The organism is Psychroserpens citreus (assembly GCF_055686305.1).
Genome location: NZ_CM145999.1, coordinates 1000722 through 1014394 on the forward strand (window position 1 = coordinate 1000722; position 13673 = coordinate 1014394).

General features: G+C 35.6%; 10 protein-coding genes. 3 read left to right on the plus strand and 7 right to left on the minus strand.

The window, feature by feature from the left end:
• Positions 1-21: 21 nt before the first annotated feature.
• Positions 22-2664 carry a cyanophycin synthetase gene (gene cphA, locus ACTU6T_RS04525; RefSeq protein WP_460220070.1) on the minus strand — a complete coding sequence of 881 codons (2643 nt, stop codon included), beginning with the start codon at positions 2662-2664 and terminating at the stop codon, positions 22-24.
• Between the two features lie 96 nt (positions 2665-2760).
• On the opposite strand from cphA, the gene ACTU6T_RS04530 reads away from it, so the two are divergent.
• The gene (locus tag ACTU6T_RS04530) at positions 2761-3624 is read left to right on the plus strand and encodes a cyanophycinase (protein ID WP_460220071.1); all 864 of its coding nucleotides are present in this window, start codon (positions 2761-2763) and stop codon (positions 3622-3624) included.
• A 2-nt stretch (positions 3625-3626) separates the two neighbouring features.
• On the opposite strand, the gene ACTU6T_RS04535 is transcribed toward ACTU6T_RS04530, so the two are convergent.
• On the minus strand, positions 3627-4445 hold the full coding sequence (locus ACTU6T_RS04535) for a GNAT family N-acetyltransferase (RefSeq protein WP_460220072.1): 819 nt from the start codon (positions 4443-4445) through the stop codon (positions 3627-3629).
• On the minus strand, positions 4442-5374 hold the full coding sequence (locus ACTU6T_RS04540) for an isoaspartyl peptidase/L-asparaginase family protein (protein ID WP_460220073.1): 933 nt from the start codon (positions 5372-5374) through the stop codon (positions 4442-4444). Before ACTU6T_RS04540 ends, ACTU6T_RS04535 begins: the two co-directional genes overlap by 4 nt.
• A 183-nt stretch (positions 5375-5557) precedes the next feature.
• On the opposite strand from ACTU6T_RS04540, the gene polA reads away from it, so the two are divergent.
• Entirely contained in the window at positions 5558-8428 is a 2871-nt protein-coding gene (gene polA / locus ACTU6T_RS04545; RefSeq protein ID WP_460220074.1) for a DNA polymerase I, read from the plus strand.
• Positions 8429-8480: 52 nt separating this feature from the next.
• The gene (locus ACTU6T_RS04550; protein ID WP_460220075.1) at positions 8481-9176 is read left to right on the plus strand and encodes a PDDEXK family nuclease; all 696 of its coding nucleotides are present in this window, start codon (positions 8481-8483) and stop codon (positions 9174-9176) included.
• Positions 9177-9192: 16 nt separating this feature from the next.
• Here the strand turns inward: ACTU6T_RS04550 and ACTU6T_RS04555 are convergent, their stop codons facing one another.
• The 4 genes from ACTU6T_RS04555 to ACTU6T_RS04570 form a co-directional block, all read right to left on the minus strand.
• Positions 9193-9948: a PDDEXK family nuclease gene (locus ACTU6T_RS04555; RefSeq protein WP_460220076.1), complete on the minus strand. Its 756-nt coding sequence runs from the start codon at positions 9946-9948 to the stop codon at positions 9193-9195.
• Positions 9902-11143, minus strand: a complete 1242-nt coding sequence (locus tag ACTU6T_RS04560) for a DNA cytosine methyltransferase (protein WP_460220077.1) — start codon at positions 11141-11143, stop codon at positions 9902-9904. The genes ACTU6T_RS04555 and ACTU6T_RS04560 overlap by 47 nt, the downstream gene beginning before the upstream one ends.
• Before the next feature lie 46 nt (positions 11144-11189).
• Positions 11190-11459, minus strand: a complete 270-nt coding sequence (locus tag ACTU6T_RS04565) for a DUF6471 domain-containing protein (RefSeq protein WP_460220078.1) — start codon at positions 11457-11459, stop codon at positions 11190-11192.
• 174 nt (positions 11460-11633) lie between these two features.
• Positions 11634-13589, minus strand: a complete 1956-nt coding sequence (locus tag ACTU6T_RS04570; protein ID WP_460220079.1) for a YgiQ family radical SAM protein — start codon at positions 13587-13589, stop codon at positions 11634-11636.
• Positions 13590-13673: the final 84 nt, after the last annotated feature.

Consider the following 13673-nt stretch of genomic DNA (forward strand, 5'->3'; position numbering starts at 1 on the left):
TTTATGATTATGCTCTAAAAACTATTCAGAAAAGATCAATTCTCCTTTAGCTTCTTTGTCTTTAAATGTCTTAACTAAGTCTAAAGCATCTGGAATGACATCACTACATAATATAATTAGCGACCCTTTTACAGCATTCTTAACGGCATAGGTAATTGCTTCTTTTTCAGATGGAATAATAGTCGTTTTCTTATTAGGATCCTTAGATTTAATACCATCATCAAGCATTTTAATTAATTCCTCTTCCGTTTTACCTCTTAAACGTTTATCCTGACGAATAATGATTTCATCAAACATTTCGGCTGCAATAGCTCCCATTTCATTATTATCTTCAACACGTCTATCTCCAATTCCAGCAATAATACCAACTTTTACTGTAGCCTCTAATTCATCAGTAAATTTCTGGAGTGCTCTCATCCCTGCTGCATTATGTGCATAATCTAACAGAATAGTAAAGTCATTAAATTCGAATAAATTTAATCGCCCAGGAGTTTGTGCTGCCGAAGGAATGAAGGTTTCTAAACCAGCTTTCATATCTTCAATACTAATACCTTGTACATGTGCTGCAAGTATTCCAGCCAATACGTTTTGAATCATAAATTTTGCCTTTCCTCCATACGTTAATGGAATATTTTCGGCCTTCATAATTCTCATTTTCCATTCCCCTCTACATATGGTTACATATCCATTTTCATAAACAGCTGTTATACCATGTAAACGTTGTAAGGCTTTTATTCTTGGATTATTTTCATCCATAGAAAATAGTGCTACATTACAATCTACACTTCGTCGCATATCATAAACCAAATCATCATCAGCATTTAATATGGCATAGCCATCAGGTAATACTGTTTCTGGTACTACACCTTTTACTTTGGCTAATTGCTCGACAGTATGAATCCCTTTTAATCCAAGATGATCTGCTGCTACATTGGTTACCACAGCAACATCGCACTTTTTGAACCCTAAACCAGCTCTTAATAATCCACCTCTTGCACATTCTAAAACTGCAAAATTTACTGTTGGATCTTTAAGAACAAATTCTGCACTCGATGGTCCAGTACAATCTCCTGTCATTAATAGTCTGTTTTGAATATACACACCATCACTAGTAGTATAACCAACACGATAGCCTTTCATTTTGGCAATATGGGATATTAAACGTGATGTTGTTGTTTTTCCATTTGTTCCAGTTATTGCTACGATAGGAATTCGTCCAGTGTCTCCTTTTTGAGGGAATAATTTATCAATAACAGGTGCAGCAACATTACGCGGCAAACCAGTAGTTGGTGCCAAATGCATTCTAAATCCTGGTCCAGCATTAACTTCTAATACGGCACCTCCAGTTTCAGACAACGGTTTAGATATATCTGTTGTCATGATATCTATACCGCAAATATCAAGATCTATAATTTTAGAGATGCGTTCGGCCATTGAGACATTTGCTGGATGAATAATATCGGTAATATCTTCAGCAGTTCCTCCAGTACTGAGATTAGCAGTATCCTTTAAAACCAATCGTTCTCCCTCAGAAATAACGGAATCTAAAGTATAACCTGCATCTTTAATAATCGTTTTAGTTAACTCATTAGTTGTAATTTGAGTAAGCACTTTTTCATGCCCAAAACCACGACGAGGATCTCTATTAACTTCATCAATAAGTTCTTGAACAGTAGATTTGCCATCACCAATCACATGTGCTGGTGTTCGAATGGCTCCGGCTACTAATTTATTATTTATGACTAATAATCTATAATCTTCACCTACAATAAACTTTTCCACTATAATAGCTCCACTGCGAGAACTATCTTTAGCATGTCTAAACGCTACAAGTGCATCGTCATAATTTTGAATATCTACTGTAATTCCACGACCATGGTTACCATCAATAGGTTTAATTACTAGAGGATAACCTACATAGCGGCAAGCATCTTCTAAGCTTCTTTCGCGACGAATAATATCACCCCTTGGTACTTCAACTTCAGCTTGCTCTAATAAATATTTAGTATCTTCTTTATCACAAGCCAACTCTACACCAATACTACTAGTTTCACTTGTTACTGTGGCTTGAATACGTTTTTGATTTGCACCATAGCCAAGTTGGCATAAAGAATATTTATTTAATCGTATCCAAGGAATACCTCTAGCTTCGGCTTCAGCGACTATTGATCCTGTACTTGGCCCTAAGCGATCAGATTCACGAAGCTCACGCATTTCCTGAATATCTTCAGATAAATCGTAGTCTTCACCAGCGATTAAAGCCTCACATATTCTCACAGAAGCCTTTGCGGCATAGCGCCCTACAGATTCTTCCATATAAGCAAACACCACATTATAAACACCTTCCTCTCCATAACCTCTTGTTCTACCAAAACCAACATCCATGCCAGCAAGCGTTTGTATTTCTAATGCTATATGTTCAATGATATGTCCCATCCAAGTACCTTCTTCCACACGTTGGAAGAATCCTCCTGGCTCTCCAACAGAGCAGCGATGCTCATACATTCCAGGAAACATGGCTTTCAATCGATCGTAAAAGCCATCAACTTTATTTGAAGGTGATTCTTCCATTTCTTGAAGGTCTAATACCATGACTATTAATTTATGTCGTCTCACAGACCAATAATTTGGTCCTCTCATTGCATTTATGCTGCGTATTTCCATAGGGTTGGTTTTTAAGTGAAAAGATTATAAATATAACATTTTTCAATAAAAAAATTAGTTTATTTTTGTCCAATATTCAATCTACAGGAAAGTTTTATGCAGCAGATTAAAGGAACGCTTATTCCCATTGGCGGAAATGAAGATAAAGGTTTAGAAGACAATGAAATGTACACCTTAGAATTTATTGATGAAGGTATTTTGTACCATGTCGTTCGTGAAGCTGGTGGTGTTAATTCTAAAATTGTCGTTATTCCAACGGCATCTAGTATTCCTGAAGAAGTAGGAGATAATTACTTGTCTGCATTTAAAACTTTAGGGTGTACTGATGTAACCGTTTTGGACATTCGCAGTAAAGAAGATTCTGAAAAACAAAACGCTATAGACCTTATCAAATCCGCAGATTGTGTCATGTTTTCTGGCGGAAACCAATCAAAAATCACTGATAAAATTGGTGGTACATCTATTCATACTATTTTATCGGAGCGTTATAAAAATGATGAAGGATTTGTAATTGCAGGAACAAGTGCAGGCGCAATGGCCATGTCTAATGAAATGATTGCGGGAGGCAGTGCCGCCGAATCTTTTATTAAAGGTGCTGTTGCCATGTACAAAGGATTAAGTTTAATTCCAAGTTTGATTATCGATACCCATTTTATAAAACGTGGACGCTTTGGAAGACAAAGTGAGGCTATTGCTAAACACCCAAATTTGGTTGGATTAGGCCTAGCTGAGGACACTGGATTGATTATCAAAAACGGAAACGATTGTACTATTATTGGTTCTGGAATGGTCATTGTTTTTGACGGAAGCACACTGACACACAATAACGAAGACGTGCTTAAAGAAGGTACACCAATGACAATGGCTAATCTCACTGTTCATGTATTATCTAATGGCGATAAGTATGATATTAAGAATCGAAAGGTAACAGTTCTTCCAATTGAAGCACCTTTTATTTAATTTTACGTTAAACTAAATTCCATTTCGTATTGGTTTACTGTATTGTTTAAACCTGCGTGCTCTAGAGCGTTGAGTTTAGCATTCAATCGATCATCAACATTGATAATTCTTACCTGCTTTTTTACAGATTGAACAGCTGATAGTAAACGTTCCCATTGGCCATTTTCAGTAGTAAACACCTCTAACTGGTTTATTGTTCCATCAGGTTTTATAGAAAAGAATGACTCTAAACTATTGTTGTAGTAGACATTATAAAACTTTGATGTTCCATCTTTCAAACACCTATGATGAAAGTCCCAAGAATAAACATCTTGATTAGGTATGTCTTCCCAAGCAATGTTCTCAAAAGGGACATCTTCGACTTGCATCTGACTTTCAGAGATAGATAATTCACCACTAAAACATTTAAAGGTCTTACATATTTTAAAACCAACACCTTTGTAGGCCTTAATTGCTTTTTCATTATCTGTAATCACTTCAAGCACACTTTTTGTTATCCCATGACGCTTTAAATTTGGAATGGCATACTCATAAATAGTTTTTACTATTTTTTTTCCTCTATATTCAGGTATCACACCTGTTCCAGTATTAAATGCAATGTGTTCGCCATGACGTTCGTCAATAGCATGAATAATAAAGCCAACTAATTGGTTATTATCAAACATACCATATGATAGATTAAAGTTTACCCTTGCAGCTTTCCAACGTTCTTTATAAAAATTATGATCTGTAGGCATGGTAACGAAATAGTTCGCAAACGCAGACAGAAAGCATTCCATAATACTTTCAAAATCTGTATGTCCTAAATGCTTAACTATCATAATTTGTAAATTGAAATTTCTTCTTTTCCTTCAGACGTTTTACTTGCTCGATACATCCCTTCAGTATTAAACGGCATTGCGATATTCCCTTTGGCATCTACAGCAATTAAGCCTCCATCACCTTTAATTTCTAGAATACGTTTATGGATAACTTCTTCCGAAGCCTTTTGTAAACTCAATCCCTTGTGCTCCATCAAACAAGACACATCATAAGCCACAACACCTCTAATAAAGAACTCTCCACTTCCAGTACAAGATACCGCACAGGTTTTATTATTAGCATAGTTTCCTGCACCAATCATCGGACTATCACCAACACGTCCCCATTTTTTATTAGTCATACCTCCTGTAGATGTTGCCGCGGCAATGTTACCATCTTGATCGCATGCCACAGCGCCAACAGTTCCAAATTTCGAATCCTTCTTTGTTGAATGATCTAACTGAAAACTATCAGTGTCTTTTATCTCTAACCATTGCTTGTGACGAAATTCATCAAAAAAATAGGCCTCATCCTCAAGCTTATAATTTAATTCTTCAGCAAATTGCATGGCGCCTTCACCTGCTAAAAACACATGCTCACTGTTTTCCATAACATCACGAGCTAAACTCACTGGATTTTTGATTCCGCTAATCAAACTCACTGCTCCGGCATTTAAAGTGTTGCCATCCATAATACTCGCATCCATTTCATGAGATTCGGTCGCCGTAAACACCGACCCTCTCCCTGCATTGAATAAGGGCGAATCTTCTAAGAGTTTAACAGCAATTTCAACAGCGTCCACAGCTGTTTTCCCAGCTTCTAAAAGCTGGTATCCTGCATCTAATGCAATCTTTAAATCTTGTTTATATTTAGCTTCCAACTCTGGAGTCATCATGCCTTTCACTAAAGTTCCTGCACCTCCATGAATAGCTATCGAAAAATGTATCATGCGTTATATTTTTACTTCGGAAATTTACAAATTGTAGTTCAATTTGTTCCAATTAAACGCATAAGTTTTTGTAGTTTTGAGACACGTGTCTGTTCAAGCGCAATTGAGAATAATTTGAACTAAAAACAACCTCTAGACTGCGCTCGAGGTGACATGTAATTCCAACTAGTAATATCATTACCTATGTCAGACCAAAAACGTTTATTTCTTGTCGATGCCTATGCCCTAATTTTTCGTGGGTATTATGCTTTTATTAAAAACCCAAGAATCAATTCTAAAGGTGAGGACACCTCAGCAATTATGGGATTTATGAATTCTTTGTTAGATGTAATTAAACGTGAGCGACCAGATCATTTAGCCGTCTGTTTTGACAAAGGCGGAAGTGTGGATCGGGTTGAAATGTATCAAGAATATAAAGCCAATCGTGATGAAACTCCTGAAGGTATCAAAACCGCAGTGCCATATATCTATGAGATATTGAAAGCTATGCATATCCCAATTATATACAAGGAAGGATTTGAAGCCGATGATGTTATTGGAACCTTATCACGTCAAGCCGAAAAAGAAGGCTACAAGACCTTTATGGTCACACCAGACAAGGATTTTGCGCAACTCGTGACTGATAACATTTTTATGTACCGACCAGTATTTGGAGGTGGCTACGAAACTTGGGGAATACCAGAAGTTCAAGAGAAATTTGAAGTCAAAGACCCACTGCAAGTCATTGATTATTTAGGTATGATGGGAGATGCCTCAGATAATATTCCTGGATTACCAGGCGTTGGACCAAAAACAGCCAAGAAATTTTTAGCAGCTTATGGCAGTATGGAAGGCTTGTTAGCTAATACGCATGAACTTAAAGGCAAGATGAAAGAGAAAGTAGAAGCTAATGGCGAATTAGGGTTGCTTTCAAAAAAATTGGCAACTATTATGTTGGATGTCCCTGTAACCTTTGACGCAAAAGATTTTAAACTTGATCATCCAGATGTTGACAAAGTCAAAGAAATATTTCAGAATCTCGAATTCCGTAGATTAACCGATAATTTCCTAAAAACATTTGCTACTGAAACTTCTACTGCGACTTCGAGTACTTCGACTGCGCTCAGCACAGGCTCTGCCGAGAAGTCTTCATCAAAACTAAAAGCAACGCCTAAACAACAAAAATCGGCTGGAGCTGGACAATTCTCATTATTTGGTGGCGATGATTCGGATAGCACAGAAACTGCTTCAGAGTATACGCGACAAACTGCCGAAAACACCTCTCACTTTTATCAGAGTGTTGCTTCAGGTATGGCAACGAAATTATTTGTCAATAATTTATTAAATCAATCTGCTGTTTGTTTCGATACGGAAACAACAAGTCTTAATCCGTTAACTGCAGAACTTGTAGGCATTGCCTTTTCATGGGAAGCTGGCAAAGGGTTTTATATCCCATTTCCAGAAGATAAACATGAAGCACAAGACCTCATCGAAGTCTTGCGTCCGTTTTTTGAAAGTGAACATATTGAAAAAATTGGTCAGAACTTAAAATACGATATCAAGGTCTTGGCCAAATACAATATTGACGTCAAAGGCAAACTCTTTGACACCATGTTAGCGCATTACCTCATTAATCCTGATATGCGACATAATATGGATGTGCTCGCGGAAACGTATCTGAATTACACACCGATTTCTATTACAGAATTGATTGGCAAAAAAGGGAAGAATCAATTATCGATGCGAGACGTCCCTTTAGACAAACAAACTGAATATGCTGTTGAAGATGCTGATATTACCTTGCAGCTTAAGGAGCATTTCGAAAAGGAATTAGGAGAAGCCAATACGCAACAACTATTTGATGAGATTGAAATACCATTGCTGCGTGTGTTAGCCACAATGGAATTGGAAGGTATCAATTTAGATAAAGATTTTTTGAATTCGCTTTCTGAAGAACTGAATACAGATATTGCCAATCTCGAAAAGAGTATCTATGATGCCGCAGGCGAAGAATTCAATATTGCTTCACCAAAGCAATTAGGTGTGATTTTATTTGAAAAAATGAAACTGGTTGATAAGCCTAAAAAAACCAAGACTGGACAGTATTCTACCTCTGAAGATGTACTAAGTTATCTCGCCAAAGACCATAAAATTATTCGTGATATTTTAGAATATCGCGGACTCGCCAAACTGAAAAGCACCTATGTCGATGCTTTACCTTTACAAGTCGATGAAACGACACATCGTGTGCATACCGATTATATGCAAACCGTTGCAGCCACAGGACGATTAAGTAGTAATAATCCGAATTTGCAGAACATCCCAATTCGTACCGAACGTGGTCGACAAGTTCGTAAGGCCTTTGTACCAAGAAACGAAGACTACACTTTACTCGCTGCCGATTATTCGCAAATAGAACTTAGAATCATTGCTGCACTAAGCAAAGAGGAAACCATGATAGAAGCTTTTAAACAAGGAGAAGATATTCATGCCTCTACAGCATCTCGAGTGTTTAATGTTCCGATTTCAGAAGTGACTCGTGAGCAACGTAGTAATGCGAAAACGGTTAACTTCGGAATTATTTATGGAGTTTCTGCGTTTGGCTTAAGTAACCAAACCGATTTATCGCGAAGCGAAGCTAAAGAACTCATTGACACCTATTATGAGACCTATCCAAAATTGAGAGCTTATATGGGTGAGCAAGTTGATTTTGCCAGAGATAATGGTTATGTACAAACCATTTTAGGACGTCGTCGTTATTTAAAAGACATCAACTCACGCAATGCTGTGGTTCGTGGAGCTGCTGAGCGAAATGCGGTAAACGCTCCAATACAAGGTAGTGCTGCTGATATCATCAAAATTGCCATGATTAAGATTCATGACAAGCTAAAAGCAGGCGACTACAAATCAAAGATGCTACTACAAGTACATGATGAATTGGTATTTGATGTCTACAAACCTGAACTTGAGACTTTAAAAACCCTTATCAAAACGGAAATGGAAAATGCTTACACACTAGACGTGCCTCTTGATGTGGATTTAGATATTGGTGTTAATTGGTTGGAGGCGCATTAAAAATAGAGACAGTTTTTAAATCTGATTATTAAATAATAATTAAAACATGTAAATGGATATTGAGGAAATAAATAGATTAGAAAAAAGATATTTTGATTTTATATCAAACTTATTTGAAACAAAAGCAACTACATTCACAAAGAACATACTATCTCAATATTCACTTAGAGATTCTTGGCATGATTATACAGGTGATATGACTTTTATCCAAAAAGGTTTAGAATCTATCGTTCATAGTTTAATATACAAAAATGTAGATTGGGAATTATCCTCAACACCAGAAGGCTCAGACAGTATTTTTCAAACAGCAAAAGCTGTAATTCATGTTGATGCGAAAGCTGTCTTAAAAACAGATCAAGACGCTATTGGCAATAAAATTACCATACAAAAAAACCAATGTTCTTATTGTACAGAAAATTCCTTGATATATTTAAATAAAACTTTTCAATCAAATTTACCTCCAATATATAACCATAAAACATACGGAGAAATACCTTGTTTAACTTATTTTGTTAAACTTATTTATGATTTAGATTCTGAATTAGATTCATTTAGAAAATTTAAATTAATCCTTTACTCTGTACCAAATGGAAAGTTCAATCCAGTTTTAGGAACAAATTTCTTTCAAGCTGGAAGAAGCACAACCTCAAGTACTAGGGGTTCTATCAGAGTAAATTTCAACCTCTTAGATTATGACATAAACAATAATCTTAAATGGAAAAGATATAAAGATTTAGATATGATTTAAATATGCATTCGAAAACTTAAAAATCTCCTTGATTTAAATAAATCTCTTTATAAAAAGAAAGCTTTTTTGATAAATCATCCTCCATTTCGTTATCAAAATAAACAACCTTAACTCTTGACTTTTCTCCTTCTAAAAGCTCAAAATTTGGAACTTTTGTAAACCTAAATCTAGTTTTATCAAGGTTTTTACCAGCTTGTAAAACTCTTGTTTTGTAATGACTTTCTAAATTTCCATTAGGCATGCAAATTAAATTGATATTAAGTATATTTAAATCGACATCCTCATAAACAATCGTAACAAAATATGATAGACATATTTTTTCAGTCTCTTTCCCTTTATTATAGAAAGTTGGTAGAGCAGGCTCGTATTCTCTTTCAATAATACCATCACTAGTATTTACCAACATAGTACCTTTATAACTATTTTGATTTCTTCCTACAAAGATACTCCTAGTAATATCACCTATATTCCTGGTTTGTACTGTTTTTAAATCAATGTGAATGTAAGCATCATCAACCTCAAAAAACATATCAGAACCCACAGGGCAAGAATTTGGTTGACCAACTCCTTTACCATTAAACAAAGCATAAATTATACGTTCAGCACCAACAGCAAAATTTGAAATATTAGTTCCATATTTATCGTGCCAATCATCTTTTATCTTTTCTTTGGTTTGGAAGCCAAGCATCATCTCATCTTCAGCATATTTTAAAAAGTAATAGAACTTATTTAAGTACTTCAGTTCTAACTGTTCTATTTCTTTGTTGCTCATCATATTTGCTTAATTCTTTTTTGATTTCTTCAGCTATTTTATTTGCCATTAAGACAGGGACAGCATTACCTATTTGCTTATACATATTGCCTAAACTTCCAACAAATTCAAAATCCAAAGGAAACGTTTGTATCAATGCGCATTCTCTAACTGACATTCTTCTCTCTCTATTTGGATGAATTTCTGGACCAGTAGCAGTAATAGTATCACTAGGTGTGTCCCAATTATTAATCCTTAATGATTGTTCAAAGGTAATGGGTTTTAATTCAAGTTCAGTAACTTGTACATCATACTTGTCATCAAACCCTAATATTTTCTTTAATTCCCACCAATCACTTGGATTTGGTATACTCCCAGAATTATTATCTTTTCTAAACCAATGACCTGCAGTATGTGCATATCCAAAGTGTTGGTCGACCCTTTTAGTGCTCCAACCACTTATATTTCTCCAATGCTTTAAATAATCACAAATATCATGTTGATTAACTTTGTGTTTTCTTCCCCAAAACTTATCATGTACATTAGTCCTAGCTTTGTGATTAATTATTGTTTTTCCGTTTAATTTAAAATCAACATCTCGTATTCTAGCATCTGCAAGAAACCCAACGGTTTCTTTTGTAGAAACGTAAGGTAATAGGTCTTCATCATCACCATGGGTTTTCTTTGGAAAAGGATTTTTCAACCCCAGTCTATTTCCAATAATTACAACTCGTTCTCTATGTTGTGGGACTCCATAATCAGACGCTCGTAAAAGTCTATAGTCAACATCGTAACCAATTTCTTGAAAATCATTAATAATCATCTCAATGACTTTACCTTTCTGCATTGATAAAAGTCCTTTAACATTTTCAGCTAAAAAATATTTAGGCCTCTTATCTTTAATTACACGAAGCATTTCCTTGTATAGAAAATTACGTTCATCTTTCATTGAGCGCTTTATGTTAGCGATAGAAAACCCTTGACAAGGAAACCCACCAAGAAGTATGTCAAAATCATTAGGAATATCAGAACTAGGGATTTTAGTTATATCTCCCAATACAATATGTTCGCTAATATTCTTTTTATATGTTTCAACAGCATCTTTAAAAAAGTCGTTTGCCCAAACAACATCAAATCCTGCTTGTATAAAACCTAAATCTAATCCTCCACAACCAGAAAATAATCCAGCAACAGTAGGTTTTTTGTTTTCAGTCATAATTCTTTATTCTCTTAAAAGTACTTTTATATGGTTATTTTTCAAATTATAACCCATAATTGGCATCGGGTTCTGCTGCCAAACTCATTTGATTCTGATAATCCTTAATTTCAATTTTTTCACAGCCAATTAGAGCCAGCGCTTGTAAAAAAAATGATGCACTGAATGAACCTCGACTTATTTTACTATCAATACCCGATTTTGTTTCTTCTACTCCAGCTTTCGTAAACATTTCAGCTAAATCAGAATTTGATATTCCTCTTAACTTTAATTGCGCCTTCAACAAACATTTAGCATGATAATTCCAATACAACATATTGCAAAATTTTTGTAAAAATGAACAATTATTTGCATATATGCAAATATAAAAAAATTAAAATATTTATTTTTTTTCAATTATGTTTAAATATTTCAAATTTAAAACATTATTAAGTATTGAAAAATAAATATACTCGTAGTTATAAAATTCTATTAACAAAGTAGATATATCTTACCTCCTCCGCTTCTTCTTCCCCTTATACTTAACCTTGTTTTTCCTCTGGTTAAAAGGCACAGCATCATTAAAGGTGTTTTTGGCTTCACCTTTCGGTTTGTTTTTACGCCACTTTTCATCTTTTTTAGGAAGTAAGACGTCTAATAAATCTTGGCGCCCAAGCTTATTTAAGGTCTTTCTAATCCAAGCTTTGTTTTCGTCTTTATACCAAAAGAAAAAACGATGTTGCTCATCCTTCTCTTTTCGTGTTTTAGGTGTGTTCACCTTTTTTAAGGTATACGGATGATAGCCACTATAATAAATAACCGTCGCAACCGTCATAGGTGTTGGTGTAAAGCCTTGCACTTGCTCTAACTGGAAGCCCATATCTTTGGTTTCGGCAGCTAAATTGGCCATGTCTTCCGCTTCGCATGCTGGATGATTGGATATAAAATATGGGATAAGCTGTAGCTTCAAACCTTTCTTGATATTGATTTTATCAAAACGTTCTTTAAACTTATGAAAGTAACTAAACGACGGCTTCCGCATGAGTTTCAACACAGGATCACTGGTATGTTCTGGCGCTACTTTAAGTCGGCCGGAGACGTGTTTGGTCATCACTTCTTCCGTATAGTCATCGAGCTCTTTCGGGTCTGCATTTTTATTGAATTCAGGAACCAACATATCATGGCGAATTCCTGAACCTATAAAGGATTTCTTCACTTTTGGATGACTATCGACCGCCTGATATAAATCGGTTAGCGGTTTATGCGACGTATCTAAATTACTACAAATCACAGGCGAAATACAACTTGGTGCGACGCATTTGTCGCATATAGACTGTATTTTACCTTTCATTTTATACATATTGGCACTAGGACCACCAATATCACTCAAATAGCCTTTAAAATCAGGCATATTCGCAACTGTATCAACTTCTCGCAATACAGATTCCTGACTTCGAGACGCAATGAATTTGCCTTGATGTGCCGAAATAGTACAGAAGCTACAACCACCAAAACAACCTCGATGGATGTTGATTGAGAACTTAATCATTTCATAAGCAGGAATTGGACCTCGCTTGTTATATTTTGGATGTGGCAATCGCGTATATGGTAACTCGAAAGACGCATCAATTTCGGCTTCGGTCATCGTAGGATACGGCGGATTAATCATTAAGGTTTTATCACCAACCTTTTGAAAAATACGTCTCGCTGCCAGTTTATTTGATTCTTGCTCTATAATTTTGAAATTAGAAGCATATTGTTTCTTATCTTTTAAACACACTTCATGTGACGCAATTTCAACATCATCCCAATTACTATTTTTTGGAATTTTGGCATCTTTTTGTAAAAGTACAGCTGTTTGCTTCACCGTAGTTATACTTGAAAATGGCACACCTTTCTGCATTAAGCGTACGACTTCTCGTAAGGGTTGTTCTCCCATTCCATAAACCAACAAATCGGCTTTTGAACTTTCTAAAATAGTAGGCATTAAGGTATCACTCCAATAATCATAATGTGTAACACGACGCAATGACGCTTCAATGCCACCTATTAAAATGGGTACATCTGGCCATTTCTCTTTTAAAATTTTGGAGTATACTGTCGTCGCATAATCAGGTCGAAACCCAATATCACCATTTGGTGTGTACGCATCTTTATCACGACGCTTTTTATTAGCATTATAGTTAGAAATCATAGGATCCATACAACCACCTGTAACACCAAAGAATAATTTTGGCGCACCAAGTTTTGTAAAATCTTGAAGATTATCATGAACACTAGGCTGCGGGACTATAGCCACTCTCAACCCGAAACTTTCAAGCAAGCGTCCGATGACTGCAGGCCCAAACGTTGGGTGATCTACATAGGCATCGCCGCTAAACAAAATAACGTCTAGTGCATCCCAACCACGTATCTTTACTTCTTTATTTGTGGTAGGCAACCAATCTGAAAGTCTTAATTCGCTCATCCTTTTGCAAAAATAGTCAAAATTTACTGCTCTAGCGTTAGAATCAAATATATGAGCATATTAGCCTTCATCTTACATCTCATT

Coding starts and splice junctions, on each gene's coding strand:
- cphA (WP_460220070.1), bottom strand. CDS start 2,664: ATGGAAATACGCAGCATAAATGCAATGAGAGGACCAAATTATTGGTCT.
- ACTU6T_RS04530 (WP_460220071.1), top strand. CDS start 2,761: ATGCAGCAGATTAAAGGAACGCTTATTCCCATTGGCGGAAATGAAGAT.
- ACTU6T_RS04535 (WP_460220072.1), bottom strand. CDS start 4,445: ATGATAGTTAAGCATTTAGGACATACAGATTTTGAAAGTATTATGGAA.
- ACTU6T_RS04540 (WP_460220073.1), bottom strand. CDS start 5,374: ATGATACATTTTTCGATAGCTATTCATGGAGGTGCAGGAACTTTAGTG.
- polA (WP_460220074.1), top strand. CDS start 5,558: ATGTCAGACCAAAAACGTTTATTTCTTGTCGATGCCTATGCCCTAATT.
- ACTU6T_RS04550 (WP_460220075.1), top strand. CDS start 8,481: ATGGATATTGAGGAAATAAATAGATTAGAAAAAAGATATTTTGATTTT.
- ACTU6T_RS04555 (WP_460220076.1), bottom strand. CDS start 9,948: ATGAGCAACAAAGAAATAGAACAGTTAGAACTGAAGTACTTAAATAAG.
- ACTU6T_RS04560 (WP_460220077.1), bottom strand. CDS start 11,143: ATGACTGAAAACAAAAAACCTACTGTTGCTGGATTATTTTCTGGTTGT.
- ACTU6T_RS04565 (WP_460220078.1), bottom strand. CDS start 11,459: ATGTTGTATTGGAATTATCATGCTAAATGTTTGTTGAAGGCGCAATTA.
- ACTU6T_RS04570 (WP_460220079.1), bottom strand. CDS start 13,589: ATGAGCGAATTAAGACTTTCAGATTGGTTGCCTACCACAAATAAAGAA.